General features: G+C 72.2%; 17 protein-coding genes. 8 read left to right on the top strand and 9 right to left on the bottom strand.

The window, feature by feature from the left end:
* Positions 1 to 67: 67 nt before the first annotated feature.
* Positions 68 to 2,578, bottom strand: coding sequence for a LamG-like jellyroll fold domain-containing protein (locus Dvina_RS22890; RefSeq protein WP_223104508.1), 2,511 nt, complete (start codon positions 2,576 to 2,578; stop codon positions 68 to 70).
* 132 nt (positions 2,579 to 2,710) lie between these two features.
* On the opposite strand from Dvina_RS22890, the gene Dvina_RS22885 reads away from it, so the two are divergent.
* The 3 genes from Dvina_RS22885 to Dvina_RS22875 all read left to right on the top strand — a co-directional run bounded on the left by Dvina_RS22885 (position 2,711) and on the right by Dvina_RS22875 (position 4,480).
* A complete protein-coding gene (locus Dvina_RS22885) occupies positions 2,711 to 2,863 on the top strand; it encodes a hypothetical protein (RefSeq protein ID WP_223104507.1) in 153 nt (50 codons plus the stop codon).
* Positions 2,864 to 2,948: 85 nt separating this feature from the next.
* The gene (locus Dvina_RS22880; RefSeq protein ID WP_223104506.1) at positions 2,949 to 3,752 is read left to right on the top strand and encodes a class I SAM-dependent methyltransferase; all 804 of its coding nucleotides are present in this window, start codon (positions 2,949 to 2,951) and stop codon (positions 3,750 to 3,752) included.
* The gene (locus Dvina_RS22875; protein ID WP_223104505.1) at positions 3,749 to 4,480 is read left to right on the top strand and encodes a class I SAM-dependent methyltransferase; all 732 of its coding nucleotides are present in this window, start codon (positions 3,749 to 3,751) and stop codon (positions 4,478 to 4,480) included. The genes Dvina_RS22880 and Dvina_RS22875 overlap by 4 nt, the downstream gene beginning before the upstream one ends.
* 21 nt (positions 4,481 to 4,501) lie before the next feature.
* Here the strand turns inward: Dvina_RS22875 and Dvina_RS22870 are convergent, their stop codons facing one another.
* Entirely contained in the window at positions 4,502 to 5,860 is a 1,359-nt protein-coding gene (locus tag Dvina_RS22870) for an MFS transporter (RefSeq protein ID WP_223104504.1), read from the bottom strand.
* A gap of 103 nt (positions 5,861 to 5,963) precedes the next feature.
* Between Dvina_RS22870 and Dvina_RS22865 the strand changes: the two genes are divergently transcribed.
* Positions 5,964 to 6,806, top strand: coding sequence for a helix-turn-helix domain-containing protein (locus Dvina_RS22865; RefSeq protein ID WP_343217177.1), 843 nt, complete (start codon positions 5,964 to 5,966; stop codon positions 6,804 to 6,806).
* A gap of 30 nt (positions 6,807 to 6,836) precedes the next feature.
* Here the strand turns inward: Dvina_RS22865 and Dvina_RS22860 are convergent, their stop codons facing one another.
* A complete protein-coding gene (locus tag Dvina_RS22860; RefSeq protein ID WP_223104502.1) occupies positions 6,837 to 8,216 on the bottom strand; it encodes a Fic family protein in 1,380 nt (459 codons plus the stop codon).
* Positions 8,217 to 8,411: 195 nt separating this feature from the next.
* Here Dvina_RS22860 and Dvina_RS22855 point away from each other — a divergent pair, with 195 nt between their 5' ends.
* Positions 8,412 to 9,755: a condensation domain-containing protein gene (locus Dvina_RS22855; RefSeq protein WP_223104501.1), complete on the top strand. Its 1,344-nt coding sequence runs from the start codon at positions 8,412 to 8,414 to the stop codon at positions 9,753 to 9,755.
* On the opposite strand, the gene Dvina_RS22850 is transcribed toward Dvina_RS22855, so the two are convergent.
* The 4 genes from Dvina_RS22850 to Dvina_RS22835 all read right to left on the bottom strand — a co-directional run bounded on the left by Dvina_RS22850 (position 9,716) and on the right by Dvina_RS22835 (position 12,907).
* Positions 9,716 to 10,246 (bottom strand): GNAT family N-acetyltransferase, encoded by a 531-nt coding sequence (locus Dvina_RS22850; RefSeq protein WP_223104500.1) that lies wholly within the window; start codon positions 10,244 to 10,246, stop codon positions 9,716 to 9,718. The two genes, Dvina_RS22855 and Dvina_RS22850, sit on opposite strands and share 40 nt — an antisense overlap.
* A 248-nt stretch (positions 10,247 to 10,494) precedes the next feature.
* Positions 10,495 to 11,334 (bottom strand): IS3 family transposase, encoded by an 840-nt coding sequence (locus Dvina_RS22845; protein WP_425516570.1) that lies wholly within the window; start codon positions 11,332 to 11,334, stop codon positions 10,495 to 10,497.
* Between the two features lie 44 nt (positions 11,335 to 11,378).
* Positions 11,379 to 11,714, bottom strand: a complete 336-nt coding sequence (locus Dvina_RS22840) for a transposase (RefSeq protein ID WP_223092313.1) — start codon at positions 11,712 to 11,714, stop codon at positions 11,379 to 11,381.
* A gap of 329 nt (positions 11,715 to 12,043) precedes the next feature.
* Positions 12,044 to 12,907: an oxygenase MpaB family protein gene (locus Dvina_RS22835; RefSeq protein WP_223104499.1), complete on the bottom strand. Its 864-nt coding sequence runs from the start codon at positions 12,905 to 12,907 to the stop codon at positions 12,044 to 12,046.
* Between the two features lie 457 nt (positions 12,908 to 13,364).
* Between Dvina_RS22835 and Dvina_RS22830 the strand changes: the two genes are divergently transcribed.
* Both Dvina_RS22830 and Dvina_RS22825 read left to right on the top strand, forming a co-directional pair.
* A complete protein-coding gene (locus Dvina_RS22830; RefSeq protein ID WP_246656381.1) occupies positions 13,365 to 13,610 on the top strand; it encodes a helix-turn-helix domain-containing protein in 246 nt (81 codons plus the stop codon).
* Position 13,611: 1 nt separating this feature from the next.
* Positions 13,612 to 14,139: a Clp protease N-terminal domain-containing protein gene (locus Dvina_RS22825; protein ID WP_223104498.1), complete on the top strand. Its 528-nt coding sequence runs from the start codon at positions 13,612 to 13,614 to the stop codon at positions 14,137 to 14,139.
* A gap of 36 nt (positions 14,140 to 14,175) precedes the next feature.
* Here the strand turns inward: Dvina_RS22825 and Dvina_RS22820 are convergent, their stop codons facing one another.
* Positions 14,176 to 15,141 (bottom strand): helix-turn-helix transcriptional regulator, encoded by a 966-nt coding sequence (locus tag Dvina_RS22820; protein WP_223104497.1) that lies wholly within the window; start codon positions 15,139 to 15,141, stop codon positions 14,176 to 14,178.
* A gap of 42 nt (positions 15,142 to 15,183) precedes the next feature.
* On the opposite strand from Dvina_RS22820, the gene Dvina_RS22815 reads away from it, so the two are divergent.
* A complete protein-coding gene (locus tag Dvina_RS22815) occupies positions 15,184 to 15,561 on the top strand; it encodes a VOC family protein (RefSeq protein WP_223104496.1) in 378 nt (125 codons plus the stop codon).
* 74 nt (positions 15,562 to 15,635) lie between these two features.
* On the opposite strand, the gene Dvina_RS22810 is transcribed toward Dvina_RS22815, so the two are convergent.
* On the bottom strand, positions 15,636 to 16,361 hold the full coding sequence (locus tag Dvina_RS22810; RefSeq protein ID WP_223104495.1) for a phosphatase PAP2 family protein: 726 nt from the start codon (positions 16,359 to 16,361) through the stop codon (positions 15,636 to 15,638).
* Between the last annotated feature and the right edge of the window lie 82 nt (positions 16,362 to 16,443).

The raw sequence follows: 16,443 nt of genomic DNA, 5'->3' as shown, positions 1-16,443 counted from the left end.
ATCCCCGAAGCCTAGCAACGCCCGGCCGGGGACGGCGGGCTCCGCGATGGAGCCCGCCGCCGGTTCGCTAGTTGTTCGACGTGTACAGCTGCCGGATCTCGTCCGCGCCGAGCGCGCGGTCGTACAGGTGGACCTGGTCGACGGTGCCGTCGAGGTAGTCGACCGGGTTGCCCCCGTACTTGCCGCGGCCGATGACCGTGTTGCCGGTCGGGCCGGACTGGGGCAGGCACGCGCTCGCGGTGCCGGCGAGCTCGCCGTCCACGTACAGGCGCAGCTCGCCCTTCACCGTGTCGCGGACGCCGACCAGGTGGTACCACTGGCCCACGTTCGGCTTGACCGGGGCCAGTGCGCGCACGCCCGCGAAGCTCATGGCGAAACGCTGATCCGCCCCGGAGTACTGCAGGTAGAAGTCGCTGTTGGACGGGCCGTCCTGGCTGACCACGGTCTGGAAGCCGCCGTCGGCCCGGTCGAGCTTGACCCACGCCGCGGCCGAGTAGTCCGACGCGGTGTTCAGCAGCGGCTTGCCGGTGTCGAGGTACTGCGTGGCGCCGTCGAGGGAGACCCCGTTGGCGTTGTGGGCGGGCACGAACGCCGCCCCGCCGACCAGGTTGGCGTTGTTGCCGGCGACCGTGTCCGCGGCGACGGTACCGTTGGCCTCGTCGAGCGGGTAGAACGTGACGCCGGTCAGGCCCGGCGTGCCGGGCAACGGCTGCGGGATGTCGGTGATCGACCCGTCGGCCTGCGCGATGATCTTCTGATTGACCTTCTTGACCTGCTTCAGGTCCATCTTGGTGACCTGGCGGTCGTACGTGAAGAAGCCGTTGAGCTCGGCCTCGACGTCGGTGATCTGCGTGTAGATGGACGCGCTGATCCCGCACCGCTTGGCCGAGGTGATGACGGCCTCCTGATTCTCGACGTACTTGCGGGTCAGCGTGGCCGAGTCCGGCTCCATCTCATACGCCTGGCCGTCGCCGAACCACATGTGGTTGGACGTCTTCAGGCCGTAGCCGCCGTGCTCGCCGTCGATCGACACCCGGTCACCGGCCGGCGCCGGTGAGGCCGGGCCGAGGTACTGGTGGAAGTCGACGACATCCCCGCGCCCCGAGTCGCCGTGGGAGTTGCAGCAGTTCACGCCGCTGTGGGCGTCGACGAGCCGAGTCGGGTCCTGGGCCTTGACGTCGTCGGCGATCCGGCCGGTCGCGGCCCGGTCCCACTCGCCCCAGCCCTCGTTGAACGGCACCCACGCCACGATCGAGGTGAACGAGCTGTGCTCGCGCACCATCTCGTGCAGCTCCGACTCGAACTGCCCGCGCCACGCCTCCGGGATCGGCCCGGTGTTCGCGGCCGGCATGTCCTGCCAGACCATCAGGCCGAGCCGGTCCGCCCAGTAGTACCAGCGGTCCGGCTCCACCTTGATGTGCTTGCGCACCGCGTTGAACCCCATCGCCTTGTCCTGCTCGAGATCCCACTTCAGCGCGGCGTCGGTCGGCGCGGTGTACAGCCCGTCCGGCCAGAATCCCTGGTCGAGGTTGGCCAGGTTGAACAGGATCTTGCCGTTGAGCGCGATCCGCAGCTTGCCGTCCGCACCCTTGGCCGTGCCGATCTGCCGCATCCCGAAGTACGACCCGACGGTGTCGACAGTCTTGTTGCCGCCGTCGACGAGCGTCACCTGCAGGTCATACAGGAACGGATTGTCAGGAGACCAAAGCTTCGGCTTCGGTACGGCCAGTCGCAGCTCGGTCCCGGGAGCACCCGTCACCGTGCCGACGACCTTGTTGCCGTCCCGGGCCACCGCCTTCACCTTCAGGCCGGCGCCGTTGGCCACTGTCGCGGTGAGCTTGAGCGCACCGCCGGCCACGTCCGGGGTCGTGGACAGTCCGGTGACGGCGGCTACCGGGACGGGCTCCATCCACACCGTGCGCCAGATGCCGGAGCTGCCCTGGTAGAAGATGCCGTGGTCGGAGGTGCGGCGCTGCTTGCCGATCGGCTGGCCGGTCGCGTCCGTGAGATCCTCGGCCCAGACGATCAGCTCCTGGGTGCCGGTGCCCTGCAGCGCGTCGGTCACGTCGGCGTCGAAGCCGTCATAGCCGCCGCGGTGCGTGGCGACCTGCGTGCCGTTGACGAACACCTTGGCGTCGTAGTCGACCGCGCCGAAGTGCAGCTGCAGGCGCTGGCCCTCGCCGACCTTCCAGTTCTTCGGGACCGTGAACGTGCGGCGGTACCACATCCGGTCCTCGTGCCGTTGAATGCCGGACAGCGCAGACTCGATCGGGTAGGGCACCAGCACCCGCTCGCCGAGCGTCTGACCGGCGGGAACGGCCTGCCCGGCGTCGGCGCGGGCAAACTCCCACACGCCGTTGAGGTTCTGCCACTTGTCCCGGGTCAGCTGCGGACGCGGGTACTCGGGCAGCGCATTGTCCGGCCCGACCTTCGACGTCCACTTGGTGGCCAGCGGCGCAATGCCCACGTGCCAGCCGGTCCCACCATCGGCCGGCGGCGCCGCGGCAGCCGCACCGGCCGGGATGGTCAGACCGGCGGCCAAGGCCCCGGCGACGAGAATTCGTCCGAATCTTCGCATGGAGGAGTAGCCCCTTCGGCGATGGCGGAGCGTCAAGAGTGCACTCATCTGAACAAATATCGTCAGCAACCGTCAAGAGATGTCGATGAGTACGTTCCAAATCAACACGATCACACACGTTAGGCTGCGGGAATGGCCATGCACGTCACCGAAGACCTGACGCCGGAGTGCACGGAGCGGGGGCTCGGCCACCGCACGATCACCGGCGGCCCGCCGTTCGCACCCGCGCACCTGGAGGCGCCGGAGCTCAGGCCGGCGCCGGAGCTTGCGGAGGCGATGGCATGAGCGGTACGGAGCGAAGCGGAGTGGCCGCTCATCAATGTTGCAGGGCGGGGCTCAGGCCGTCGCCGGAGCCTGCGGAGGCGATGGCATGAGCTTTGAGGTCGCGGCGGGCGCGTACGAGCGGTTCATGGGGCGGTTCTCGGTGCCGCTCGCCGCCCGGTTCGCGGATCTGGCCGGCGTGGTGGCCGGGTTGCGGGTGCTCGACGTCGGGGCCGGGACGGGCGCGCTCACGAACGAGCTCGTGGGGCGGGTCGGCGCGGCGGCGGTGGCCGCGGTCGACCCCTCCGAGGCGTTCGTCGCGGCCGCGCGTGCCCGTTTTCCGGACGTCGACGTGCGGCTGGGGTCGGCGGAGCACCTGCCGTACCCCAGTGAGGCTTTCGATTGTGCACTTGCGCAGCTGGTCGTCCACTTCATGGGCGATCCTGTCGCCGGGCTGCGGGAAATGGCGCGGGTCACGCGGGCCGGTGGTGTCGTGGCGGCGTGCGTGTGGGACCACGCGGGCGGGGGCGGGCCGGTGTCGCTGTTCTGGCGGGCCGCGCTGGACCTCGACCCCGCCGCCCGGGACGAGTCGGGGCTGGCCGGGGCGCGGGAGGGCCACCTGGCCGAGCTGTTCGCCGCGGCCGGACTGGCCGGTGTGCGGTCGGCCGGGCTGACCGTCGGCGTGACGTACGCCGGCTTCGACGCCTGGTGGGAGCCGTACACGCTCGGTGTCGGCCCGGCCGGTGACTATGTGCGCGGGCTGGACACCGCCCATCGTGACGCGTTGCGCGCGCACTGTGCGAGCCTGTTGCCGGCGCACGGCCCGATCGACATCACGGCCACCGCCTGGGCCGCGGTCGCGACCACCGGCCCCGCAGAGACGACCGGCCGCGCACCGGAGAGCCGACCGTGAGCGAGTGGACGAACGAGCGGGCCATCGAGCGCTGGGGCCGGATGCCCCGCGCGGCGCTGGAGGCGATGGCGCTCGACGGCGACTTCGCCAAGCGCCACCTGATCAACCCCGAGCTGCTGCGCCTCCTGGGCGACGTGACGGGCCGGCGAATCCTGGACGCGGGCTGCGGCAACGGCTACCTGAGCCGCCTGCTGGCCGCCCGTGGCGCCGAGGTCGTCGGCGTCGAGCCGGGCCTGTCGCTGTTCGACTTCGCCGCCGAGCGTGAAGCCCGGACACCGCAGGGCATCCGCTACGTCCGGGCCGACCTGTGCGCGCGGCCCGACCTCGGCGGCCCGTTCGACGCCGTGGTCTGCAGCATGGTGCTGCCCGCCGTCCCGGACTGGCAGGACGCCATGCGCGCGTGCACCGAGGCGCTCAGCCCGGGCGGCCTGTTCGTGTTCACCGTCAACCACCCGTGCTTCGAGCAGCTGTGGCCGGTCTGGCGTGCGCACGGCGAGTACCGGACGTCGCGCTACCTGGAGGAGTACGAGATCCCCGGCCCGCACGGCACCGACTTCCACCGTCCCCTGTCGGCGTACGTCAACCACCTGCTCACCCTCGGCTGCCACCTCACCGAACTCGCCGAGCCCGCCCTGCCCCCGGAAGCCGCCGCCACCGGCCCCGAGGGCATCGACGCGTACACCCACCTGCCCAACTTCCTGATCGTCGCCGCCCGCCGCCACCGGTGACCGGCCGCGCGGCGGCCGCGTTCAGGGCCGCCGCTCCCGCAGCCCCCGGTAGATGGCGAACGCCCCGGCCAGCGTCAGCCCGGCGTCGACGACCACGGCGGTGTGGACCCCGCTCAGCACCCCGGCCGAGGTGGCCGCCACCGCGCTCACCAGCGGAATGCCGACAGTGAGCGCGACCTGCTGGGTGAGCGTGCTCAGCCCCGTGGCCAGGCCCTGCTCGCCGTCCGGCAGCCCCGAGGTCGCCGTCACCGTGTACGCCACAATCGCCGCGATGTGCCCGAAGAACCCGACGCTGAGCAGCAGCACGAGCGGGACGTACATCGCCCGGTCGGACCCGAGCGCCACCAGTCCGAGGAACGCCAGCCCCTGCACGGCCAGCCCGCCGGCGAGCGTCGTGCGCCGCCCGAACCGGCCGATCAGCCGCCCGCCGAGCACACCGCCCGCGACCGCGGCGATGCCCGGCACGGCCAGCGCCAGCCCGGTCGTCAGCGCCGAGTAGCCGAGCACCTCCTGCAGGTAGATGGTGCTCAGGAACACCACGGCGCTGCCCATCGCAAACGCCAGCAGGCCGCCGAGGTTGCCCCAGCGCACGGTCGGCCGCCGCAGGATCCGCAGCGGTGCCAGCGGCTCGGCCGCCCGGCGCTCGATCTGCCAGAACGCGGCAAGCAGCACGACGGAGCCGGCGACCGCCACGATCGACCCCTGGGTCAGGCCGAACACCAGCAGCAGCAGCCCGAGCGTCACGGTGATCGCCCCGGGCACGTCGAGCCGCGGCCGCTGCGGTGCCCGCCCGGAGGCGACGACGAACGGCGTCACCGCCAGCACGATCAGCGCCACCGGGACGTTGAGCAGGAACGCCCACCGCCAGCCGAGCACGTCGGCCAGGACCCCGCCGAGCAGCGCCCCGGTCGTGAACCCGCTGGACAGCAGGGCACCGTTCAGGCCGAGCGCCCGGTCGCGCAGCGGGCCCTCCGGGAACGACGTGGTGAGCAGCGAGAGGGCGGCCGGCGTGGCCATCGCGGCCGCGAACCCCTGCAGCACCCGGGCCGTGAGCAGCGTCGCCTGATGCTGTGCGAACCCGCCGAGCAGTGACGCACCGACGAGCAGCACGAGCCCGGCCAGGAACAGCCGCCGGCGCCCGAACAGGTCGCCGATCCGGCCGAACAGCAGCGTGAACCCGGCCGCCGGCAGCGCGAACGCGGTGGCCACCCACTGCAGGTCGTCGAGGCCGAAGTGCAGCCCGGCACCGATGGCGGGCAGCGCGACATTGAGGATCGAGAAGTCGACGGCGAGCATGAACTGCGCGCCCAGCAGCACCAGCAGCACCACCCGCTGACGGGTGGACAGGCGCGCCGGGGCGGCGTCGAGTATTGCGGTCATGCGGCAAGCCTCGGCCGCCGCGGGCGGCCCGAGACAGCCCCGTGCCGTTGGTACCACTGGCAGTGGCAGGCTACGGCGGCCCCGACCGGTGATACTGGAGCGCGTGGATGGTCTCGGGGAGTTCCTCCAGTCGCGCCGGGCGGTGTTGCGCCCCGAGGATGTCGGCCTGCTCTCCTACGGGGAGCGCCGGCGCGTCTCGGGCCTGCGCCGGGAGGAGCTGGCCCAGCTGGCCGGGGTCAGCGTCTCGTACTACATCCGCCTCGAGCAGGGCCAGAGCCAGAACGCGTCCGACGAGGTCCTGGCCGCCCTGGCCCGGGCGCTGCGGCTGTCCGAGACCGAGCGGGAGCACCTGTTCACGCTGGCCCGGCCCGGCTCGCCGCTGCCGTACCGCGAGCGCCCCGAGGTCGAGCGCGTGCGCCCCGGCGTGCGGCAGCTCATCAACGCGATGGGCGAGGTCCCGGCGGTGGTCCTGGGCCGCTTCGGCGACGTCCTGGCCTGGAACCGGATGGGCCACGCCTTCCTCGCCGGCCACGTCGACCCGGCCCGCGCCGACCGCCCGCAGGACCGCCCGAACAAGGTCCGCATGCTGTTCCTCGACGCGCACATGCGGGAGCTGTACGTCGACTGGCTGGACAAGGCCCGCGAGTCGGTCGCCTACCTGCGCATGCTCGTCGCCCGCCACGCCGGGGACCCGAAGCTGGCCGAGCTGATCGGCGAGCTGTGCGTGGGCAGCCCCGAGTTCGCCCGCCTCTGGGCGAACCACGAGGTGAGCGAGTGCGACCCGCACGTGCGGCGGTTCCAGCACCCGCTCGTCGGCCGCATGACGCTGACCCAGGAGGTCATGCGCCCCGACGCCTCCGACCAGCTGTTCCTCTCCTGGACACCGGAGCCGGGCTCCCCGTCCGAGGCCGCGCTCAGCCTGCTCTCCCGGGCGACGCTGTTCTAGCTCGGGAGAGCCGGGGCCGCTGCGCCCGCCTCACGCTCCGGCGTGCCGGCGGGTCTGCTCCGCCAGCACCGCGACCGTCCGCGCCAGTGCCTCGGCCGCCCGCACATCCCCGGCCGGCCGGGCCACCACCAGCAGCGGCACGACCCGCTCCAGCACCACGCCTTCGCGGGCCAGCACGAAGTAGAGCGCGAGCGCCGCCGCCCGCGCGTTGCCGTCGGCGAACGGATGGAAGAACGTCACGTCCAGGTAGACGCGCGCGGCCCGCGACGGCGACGGCACGCCCGGATCGGCCGCCTCGGCCAGGCACCTCTCGAACGCCTCGGGGACGTCGGGCCAGTACGCGTACCATTCCCGCCCGCCCTTTGCCGCCGCCGGCGTGGTCCGGAACGGCGCGGCCCGCACTCCCAGCACGAGCCGCTGCCACGCCGCCAGCCGGTCGAAGGTCAGCGCAGCGCCCGCGACCGCGTCGGCCCGGACCGACTCCAGGGCCGCGAGCAGCCGGTCGCCGCCGTCCTCCCGCGCCGCGAAGTGCTCGGCCAGGCCGTCGCGCCCCGTGCGCGCCGGCCCGTCCAGGTGCTCGGCGACGTCGCTCCACCGGGCCGCCGCGCGGACGCGCCGCCATTCGGTGAGCGAGTCGACCGACCGGGCGTATTCGGGCCCCGGTGGCCGCGCCGCGGAGGGCACCTGCGTGGTGCGCCGGTTCGGCCAGTCCCACGGCCAGGTGTCGGGCCACTCGTCACCACCGGGCGCGACCCCGGTGAGGGCCGCGGCCAGCGCTTCCCCGACGTCGATGATGTTCGCGCCCGGCTGGACGGTCCAGCTGCGGAACCGCCCGCGGGTGGCCTCGGCGACCATCGACGCGGCGACGGTCTCCGGCACCCCGGCGGCGGCGAGGAACCAGCCGAGCACTCGCTTGCTGTGGCCGTACCAGAACTCGTCGGCGCCCGTGCGGCTCACGGCGATGGTCACGAGGTCGACGACCGCCGCCTCCCAGGCCGCGAACGCCGCGCGCGGCTCGGCCGGCAGCGGCAGGTGCCACGCGAAGTGCTCGGCGACCTCCTCCAGCAGCGCGCGCCAGTCGAGCACCCCGCTGACGATCGCGGCGAGCGTCCGCTCCGGGGTGGTGATGGAGTCGTCGGCGCAGCACCACCGGGGCTCGGGTCCCCGGGGCACGGCGTGCGCGAAGCGCCGCCCGTCCCAGCCGACGACCCACCGGCCGTAGTGCTCGACAAGGCCCAGCGACACGGTGTCGACCCACGCGCGGGCCGGTTCGCCCGGCGCGGGCAGCTCGGGCGGGGCGACGGCGCGCACGACGGCGGGCACGGTGGCCGGGTCGAACGGATGCGTGGCCGGGTCCGCCTCCGCCCACGTGGTGTCACGCACCAGCATCATCGGATCGACAGCCATCATCACCGCCCCGTCCGGTCACCGCTCGCCGGCCTGGCCGCCCAGCCCGGCGGGGGCCAGCCTACCGACCGGCCCGGCGCGACGCGGCCCCGATCGGCGGCACCTCCACATGCACAGGAAGAACATCGGTCGGCGAACCGATGTGATCAAGATCGGCGACGTGATTGCATCCGGTGTCGCCGATGAGGGGTGGGGCCGATGACCGAGGTGGCCGAGCGGGTGCTGGTGGCGTTCGCCGGGGAGGGCGCCGGCGAGGGCCCGCTGTCCTGGGGGCAGCAGGACATCTGGCGGGCGATGGTCCGCCAGCAGTCGTGGATCCCCAACGGGGCCTGGGGCCCCCTGCCGGACGGCACCACACTCGAGGACGTGCAGGAGCGGCTGCAGTACCTGATGAGCCGCTTCCCCACCGCCCGCACCCGGCTGCGGCTCACCGAGTCCGGGTCACCGGTGCAGGTCGTGGCGGCCGAGGGCCGGGTCGGCCTCGACGTCTTCGACACCGGCCCGGGCGACGACCCGGCCGAGCTGGCCGAGCGGCTGCGCCTGAAGCTGCAGCACGACCCGTACGATTTCGAGCGCGACTGGCCGATCCGCATGGCCGTCGTACGCCACCGCGGCGACCTCACCCACCTCGTCGTGGTCATGTGCCATCTCGTCACCGACGGCTTCGGCGCCGGGGTGCTGCTGGAGGAGCTCGACAAGCGCCCCGACACCCCGGTGCCGGACCTGCAGCCGCTGCGCCAGGCGGTCTGGCAGGCGAGCACGTCCGGGCAGCGCCAGCACGCGATGACGCTGCGGCACTGGGACGCGATTCTGCGCGAGATGCCGCTGCGCCGGTACCCGCCGTCCCGCGCCCCGCAGTCGCCCCGGCACTGGCGCGGCGAGTTCCAGTCCCCGGCGCTCAGCACCGCCCTGCGCACGATCACGGCCCGCACCGGCATCCCGGCCGCGCCGGTACTGCTGGCCGTGTTCGCGATCGCCCTGGCCCGCGTCACCGGCTCGGACGCACCAGTCGTCGTACGCCCGATGGTGAACAACCGATTCCGCCCCGGCCTGGACCGCGTGGTGTGCATGCTCGCGCAGTACGGCCTGTGCCGCCTGGACGTGGCCGGCGCCACGTTCGCGGAGGCGTTCGAGCGGGCCAGGCGCTCGGCGATGAGCACGTACAAGCACGCCTACTACGACCCGGCCGCCCTGGACGACCTGCTCGATCGCGCCACCGCCGAGCGCCCCGGCCTGCAGCTGCCGTGCTACTTCAACGACCGCCGCGACGACGCCGCGCTGGCCGGCGCCCCGTTGAAGGACCTGGACGACGCCGAGCCGGGCACGTTCACGTGGACGACCCGCCAGGACGTGCCGTTCGAGCCCCTGATCGTGCACATCGACGAGCTCCCGGGCGCGACCCAGGCCATCGTCTTCTGCGACACCCACGTCATCGCCCCCGACGACGCGGAGGCACTGCTGCGCGGCCTGGAGACAGTCGCCCTGCAGGCCGCCCGCAACCCTCAGGCCGTCGCCGTGAACAGCTCGCACGTCATGTTGTAGTACCGATCGGTGAGCCCCTCGTGGCGCATGCCGAGCCGCGTGCACACCGACTGCGACGCCACGTTCTCCGGATACGTCACCGCGATGATCGTGTCCAGCCCGCCCGCGAACCCGTGGTCGAGCACGAGCCGGGCCGCCTCGGTGGCGTAGCCGTGCCCCCAGGCGTCCGGGTGCAGATACCAGCCGATCTCCGTCTCCCCGGACGGCTGCAGCGGCAGCTCCGCCCCGGACGCGAGAATCCCGATGAGCAGCAGCGTCCCGAGCGGCGCCCCGTCGTCACGCCGCCGAATCGACCACACCCCGCGCAGCCCGTCGTCATGCCCCCGCCACCGCGCAATCGTCGCCCGCGCATCACCAAGCCCGCCGAGCACCCGCGGCGCCGCACCCACCCACCGCTGCACCTCCCACCGCGAGCACATGTCGAGCACGAACGGCGCATCATCATCACGCCATTCGCGCAGGTGCACACGCCCGGACGTCAACTCCCGCACACCCGAGATGCTACCGCCGCCCCACCTGCACACAGCCCACGCGCCCACACCGCCCACGCACAGCCCCGCGCACCCCCGTCCACCCACGAACGCTCAAGCACAGCCGCCGCGCACGCCGCGCATGCACGGCCACGCGCGCACGCCGCCCACGCAGGCTCGCGCTCACGCACAACCGCGCACAGGCCGCCCACGCACAGCCACGCGCACTGGGCTTGACCCGTTTTGACGGACAGGGTCGATGTGGTGGTTCAGGCTACCTTGCTGAGCGGTGGGTCGATCCTGCTGGCCTCGTAGGCGGTTGGGCTGAGGTAGCCGAGGCTGGAGTGCCGGCGTCGGGTGTTGTACCAGCCCTCGATGTATTCGAAGATCGCCTTGCGTGCGGCGGTGCGGGTGGGCCAGGCCTGCCGGTGCACGAGTTCGGTCTTGATGGTGGCGAAGAACGATTCGGCGACGGCGTTGTCCCAGCATTGCCCGCGCCGGCCGACGGAGAGCCTGACGCCGTGGCGGTTGGCGAGCCGTGCGTGCTGGGCGCTGACGTACTGACAGCCGCGGTCGGAGTGGAAGATCAACCCGTCCGCCGGCCTGTGGCGGTGCACCGCGTCGGTGAGCGCGGCGTCGACGAGGTCGGTGCGCAGGTGCTCGGCGACGGCCCAGCCGACGACGCGGCGGGAGGCCAGGTCGATGACGGTGGCCAGGTACAGCCACCCTTCCCACGTGTTGATGTAGGTGATGTCGCCGCACCAGCGGGTGTCGACCGCCGCCGGGTCCGGGGCGAACCCACGCTGGATCAGGTCCGGACGCGCGGAAGCGGCTGGGTCCGGGACCGTGGTGACCCGCCACCGGCGTGGGGACCGGCCACGGCGGCCGGTGCCGTGCAGCAGCCGGGCGATGCGTTTGCGGCCGTGCCGCCGCCCTGCTGCGGCGAGTTCGGCGTGGATGCGCGGCGCGCCGTAGGTGCCTTTCGACGCGTCGTGGATCGCGATGATCTGCGCGGTGAGGTCCTGGTCGGCGCGGGCCCGGTCGGAGACGTGATTGCGGCGGTAGTAGGCGGACCGGGAGACCTGCAGCAGCTCACACGCACGTTTCATGTTGCGCTTGCCGGCCTGCTCCGCCTCGATGAACGGATACACGTTCACCGGGTCTCCCTCGCGAAGAAAGCCGTGGCCCGTTTGAGGATGTCGACGTCCTCCTGCAACCGGCGGTTCTCCCGCCGCAGCCGGGCCAGTTCCGCCCGTTCGTCCGACGTCAACCCACCCGCCGCCGGCGCACCCGCCGCCGAACCGCCACCGCTGCTGGCGTTGCTGTCGATCGCGGCCTGCTTCACCCAGTCCCGCACCGCGGTCTCGGTCAGATCGAAATCCCGGGCCACCTGCCGGACCGAACGGTCACCACGCTGGCACAACTCCACGATCTCGGCCTTGAACTCCGCCGTGAACGAACGACGAGGCCGAGGCCGTTGCTTGCCCATACTCTCCATGATGCTGGACATCCTCCCGAAGCCCACAGGCTCCTGATCTCAGATGTCCGTCAAAACGGGGCAGGCCCACACACGCCACCCACGGACATTGCGCATGCACAGCCGCGGACACAGGCCGCCCACGGACGTTGCGCATGCACAGCCACGCGCGCGCCGCCCAAGACGTTGCGCATGAACAGCTGCGCGCATGCCGTCTGTGCACGGCCGCCGCGGCGATCTGCCACAACCGGCAGCACCGCGCACAAACGCGCGGCCGCGCCGCACCGATCGCGCAGATGGACACGCCCGGACATCAGCCCCCAGACATCAGCCTCCGGACATCAGTCCCCGGACGCCGGCGACGGCCCTCCTGAGCCGACCTTCGCCAGGTCGTAGCCGTCCGGATAGGTCTTCGTCACGATCCCGTCCGCGAACAGCGGCGTCGTGCGCGGACGCGCGAATCGCAGCACCAGTGCACGAACGCGCAGCGACAGATGCACGAATGCCCGCGCGAGCAGTGGAGGCCGGCGTACGTCGTACGCTGCGCGCAGACGCTCGTCGTACAGCGCCCCGATGAGCGAGTCGGCCATGCCGCGCAACGGGCCGGGCACACGTCCGCGCAGCAGGTCGCGGGTCGTGCGCTCGATCTGCGCGGCCTCGGGCGTGTGGTGCAGGTTCGCGCGTTCGTATGCGTCCAGGTAGTGCGCGAACGCGCAATAGTCCGCCGGCAGTTCGCGCACACCCATGAGCTCGCCGACGCGCCGGTAGAACACGGCCGCCGCTTGGCGTTCGTGCTCGTGCGGCCTCCGCCAGCCGTACCGCTGCAGCCATCGCATCGGCACCACGACAAGCGCCGCGATCACGTAGATGCTGTCGCCGTTGTCGAGCGAGAAGCGCCGATGCGCATCGTTGAGCCGCCGCACCGCCTGCTTCCCGCGCACCGATTCGGGCCCGTGCAACAGGATCTCGTACATGATGATGCCTGTGTCGTCGGCTCGTCTGCGCGGTTCCTGCAGGATTCTGCGCGTTTCGCACAGCAGACGCGCCACCCGCGGCAGCGCGAATGAGCGATTGAACGCCAGGTTGAACGCCATGCGCATGTCCCAGGGAAACTCCTCGGTCAGCGTCAGCCGATGAATCGCCAGGTGATCCGCGACCGGATCGAGCGCCGCAATCCGTCGAAGGTTGTCGAACCGTCCCCGCATGCCGCGCATTCTATGCAGCCGGGGTTCCTCGACACCCGAACTACCTCCACGCCGCGACTGCACCCCGAACCGCCAACACGCCGCCACGGCACTCGAACCGGCCGCCACGGCACTCGAACCCGCCGCCACGCCGCCACGGCACCCGAACCCGCCACCACGACACCCGAACCCGCCACCAAGCCGCCACGGCACTCGAACCCGCCACCAGGCCGCCACGGCACTCGAACCACCGGCCGGGCCGACCCCCCGCGAAGCCACGTCGACGGTCGGGCCACCCCCCGACCCACCGCCGAGCCACCGCGGACGCACCGCCGGGCTACCGCGGACACACTGCCGGGCTACCGCGGACGCACCGCCGAGCCGGCGTGAGTGCCGAGTCACGTCCGGGCCATCGCAACAAGCGGGCCGTTGTCAGGCTACCTTGACAGCCGAGCCGCTGTCAGGGAACCTTGACAGCGTGAGCGCACAGGAACAGCCGGTCGGTGACCTGGTCAGCCAGGTCACCGCCAAGGACCCCGCGCTCGGGCTCGAGGCCGTCGTCGCACTGCGGCGACTGCTGGAAGAGCTCGAGCGCCTCCACGTGGACAACGCCCGCGCCCAGGGGTGGACCTGGCAGAGCATCGCCACCGCCCTGAACGTGAGCCGCCAGTCGGTCCACGAGAAGCACGCGACCCGCCGCAAAACCGCAGGCAAGGAGGACTGACATGTTCGAACGATTCGACGAGCTCGCCAAGCGCGCCGTCGTCGCCGCCCAGGACGCCGCCCTGTCCATGGGCCACGACGGCATCGGCACCGGGCACCTGCTGCTCGGCCTGACCCAGACGGCCGGCCCGGCCGGCGAGGCGCTGCGCGCGCACGGCGTCGAGCTGCGTCAGGCCAGGACGACGACCGCCCAGGCCCTCGAGGAAGCCGGCGTCGAGGCGACCGGCGGCCGTCCGGCGCGGGACGCTCTCGCCTCCATCGGCATCGACGTCGCCGAGATCCAGCGCCGTGCCGACGACAACTTCGGCCAGGGCGCGTTCCAATTCCCCCGCCCCCGTTTCAGCCGCCGCGCGCTCAACGCCCTGGAGCTGGCGCTGCACGAGGCGGACGGCCTCGGCCGTCGGGACATCGACACCGGCCACCTGCTGCTCGGCCTGCTCGACCAGAGCGACAGCGTCGCCATGCGGGTGCTCGACACCCTCGGCGTCGACCGGGAGCCACTGCGCGCCACGGTCCTGCAGGTCTCCTAGGAGCCGGTCCAGCCGACCGGCCTCAGGCGCCCTGCCTCACCGATCACCGGCCGCCTCCAGATACCGGCCGGCCAGGGTACGCAGAAAGTCGCACAGCTCGGGCGGGTCGAGGACAGTGAACGGCACCTCGAACTTGCCAATGTACGTCATCAGGTCGAACAGCGAGTCAGCGCCAGTGGCCAGCTCGCACTCGCGCTCGCCGAGCGGCGTGATGCGGCCCGACGTCGGGGTACTGCGCTCGGCGATGACCGCCGCCGGCGCCGCGAACCGGATGCGGACCCGATACCGGTGCGGCGCCTCGACCACGCCCCGCAGCACGTGGGCGGCCGCGTCACCGCCGGGCGGCTCGCGCGGCACGAACCGCTGGACGGGCCCGTCGACGGGCAGCGGCGTGATCCGGTCGGCCCGGAACGTGCGCCAGTCCCGGCGGTCACCGTCCCAGGCGAGCAGGTACCACCGCCGCCCCGTGTACACGAGCGTGTGCGGCTCGACGTCGCGCACGCTCGTGTCGCCGCCGTGCGCGGCGTACTCGAACCGCAGCCGTTCATGTCCGTTCGCCGCGGCCGCGATCCGGGTGAGCGTGTCCAGGTCGACCACCGGCCCGCCGCCGGCCGCGGACACGGTCGCGCGTTTGAGCGCGTCCACTCGTGCACGCAGCCGCCGCGGCAGTGTCTGCTCCAGTTTCGTGAGTGCGCGCAGCGACGCGTCCTCGATACCGGCGACGCTCCCGGCCGCCGCCGCCCGCAGCCCGACCGCCACGGCGACCGCCTCGTCGTCCTCGAACACCAGCGGCGGCAGCGCGTTCCCGGCCCCGAGCCGGTACCCGCCGCCCCGCCCCGGCACGGCATCGACCTGGTACCCGAGCTGCCGCAGCCGGTCCACATCGTTGCGCACGGTCCGCCCGCTGACGTCCAGCCGCGCGGCCAGCTCCGCCCCGCTCCACTCACGCCGCCGGGCCAGCATCGCGAGCAGCCGCAGCACCCGCACCGAGGTCTCCAACATATGAGGAACCTAACGTGCCGCATAGCCGTTTAGCGTGCCGGTATGACATTGCGAGGCATGGCCACCGTCAGCTACTTCGCCGCCGACCTGTCCGCCGCGTGCGCCTGGTACACGGAGGTCACCGGCGTCGAACCGTACTTCCGCCGCCCCGGTTACGCCGAGTGGCGCCTGGGCGATCACGAGGCCGAGCTGGGCATCATCGAGGCCGGGACGGCCGCGGCGACCGGGGCGATCCTCTACTGGCACGTCGACGACGTGGAGACGACCCTCACCCGGCTGCTGTCCCTGGGCGCCACCGTGCACGAACCGCTGCAGCACCGCGGCCACGGCTTCATCACCGCGACGGTCCTCGATCCGTTCGGCAACCTGCTCGGCATCATGCACAACCCGCACTACCTGGACGAACTGGCGAAGTCGTGACCGCCGAGCAGGCCGGCGACATCGCTGTCACGGCTGGATCGACAGCCACCGCAGAAGCCACAGGCTCGCACCCCTCAGAACCGCGCCGCCGCACTGCGCCGGGCCCTGAGCGCACTCCAGCCGGCCGCGACCCCGACCGCCGCCAGCAGCAACAGCACACTTCCGACGACGTCGAGCACGTAGTGATTGCCGGTCGTGAACACCACAAGCATCATGCCCACGGGAAACAGCCACGCAAGCAGCGCCGCCCGCGGGTGCGCTGCGCGCAGCGCCATCCAGACCGCGAACCCGCACCACAGCGCCCACCCGACGTGCATGCTCGGCATGGCCGTCATGTGCATCTGCCCGAGGTCGCCGGGTCCGGCCGCCGACCGCCCGAAAATGTCGTGCTCGGCGACGATGTCCACGGTCCCCGGCACCGCGAACCGGGGCGGCGCCATGGGCACGGCCCAGTACACGGGCAACACCAGCAGCGCCATGGCCACCATGACCCGCCGCACGGACACGAACACCTCCCGGTGCCGCACGAACACGAACACGAGCACGCCGACAAGGACCACGTAGTAGAGCCGGTACACGCACACGGCGACGACGATCAGCCACGGATGCCCGGCCAGCCACGAGTTCATCGCGAGCTCGACGTCGATGTGCAGGTCCCGCTCAACCGAGCGCAGCCACCGGGCATTCGCAAACGCCGTCGCCACCGGCCGCCCACCGAACCGCTGCCCGACGAAGAACACCACCCCGCCGACCACCAGGATGGCGACCTCGATCAATGCGTTCGATCTCCCCCGGATCACCGCGCCACAGTAGAGTCTGCGCCCGCGCCGTTCAACCCGCGCCGCCGCACACCGCGTTCGGGCACGGTGTCCCGCCCGCCGG

Origin of the sequence: Dactylosporangium vinaceum, from assembly GCF_019904175.1 — a bacterium.
GTDB classification, from domain to species: Bacteria; Actinomycetota; Actinomycetes; order Mycobacteriales; family Micromonosporaceae; genus Dactylosporangium; species Dactylosporangium vinaceum.
This window is presented reverse-complemented; position numbering and strand designations above follow the sequence as displayed.

Coding starts and splice junctions, on each gene's coding strand:
- Dvina_RS22890 (WP_223104508.1), bottom strand. CDS start 2,578: ATGCGAAGATTCGGACGAATTCTCGTCGCCGGGGCCTTGGCCGCCGGT.
- Dvina_RS22885 (WP_223104507.1), top strand. CDS start 2,711: ATGGCCATGCACGTCACCGAAGACCTGACGCCGGAGTGCACGGAGCGG.
- Dvina_RS22880 (WP_223104506.1), top strand. CDS start 2,949: ATGAGCTTTGAGGTCGCGGCGGGCGCGTACGAGCGGTTCATGGGGCGG.
- Dvina_RS22870 (WP_223104504.1), bottom strand. CDS start 5,860: ATGACCGCAATACTCGACGCCGCCCCGGCGCGCCTGTCCACCCGTCAG.
- Dvina_RS22860 (WP_223104502.1), bottom strand. CDS start 8,216: ATGATGGCTGTCGATCCGATGATGCTGGTGCGTGACACCACGTGGGCG.
- Dvina_RS22855 (WP_223104501.1), top strand. CDS start 8,412: ATGACCGAGGTGGCCGAGCGGGTGCTGGTGGCGTTCGCCGGGGAGGGC.
- Dvina_RS22845 (WP_425516570.1), bottom strand. CDS start 11,334: ATGAAACGTGCGTGTGAGCTGCTGCAGGTCTCCCGGTCCGCCTACTAC.
- Dvina_RS22840 (WP_223092313.1), bottom strand. CDS start 11,714: ATGGGCAAGCAACGGCCTCGGCCTCGTCGTTCGTTCACGGCGGAGTTC.
- Dvina_RS22835 (WP_223104499.1), bottom strand. CDS start 12,907: ATGCGGGGACGGTTCGACAACCTTCGACGGATTGCGGCGCTCGATCCG.
- Dvina_RS22825 (WP_223104498.1), top strand. CDS start 13,612: ATGTTCGAACGATTCGACGAGCTCGCCAAGCGCGCCGTCGTCGCCGCC.
- Dvina_RS22820 (WP_223104497.1), bottom strand. CDS start 15,141: ATGTTGGAGACCTCGGTGCGGGTGCTGCGGCTGCTCGCGATGCTGGCC.
- Dvina_RS22815 (WP_223104496.1), top strand. CDS start 15,184: ATGACATTGCGAGGCATGGCCACCGTCAGCTACTTCGCCGCCGACCTG.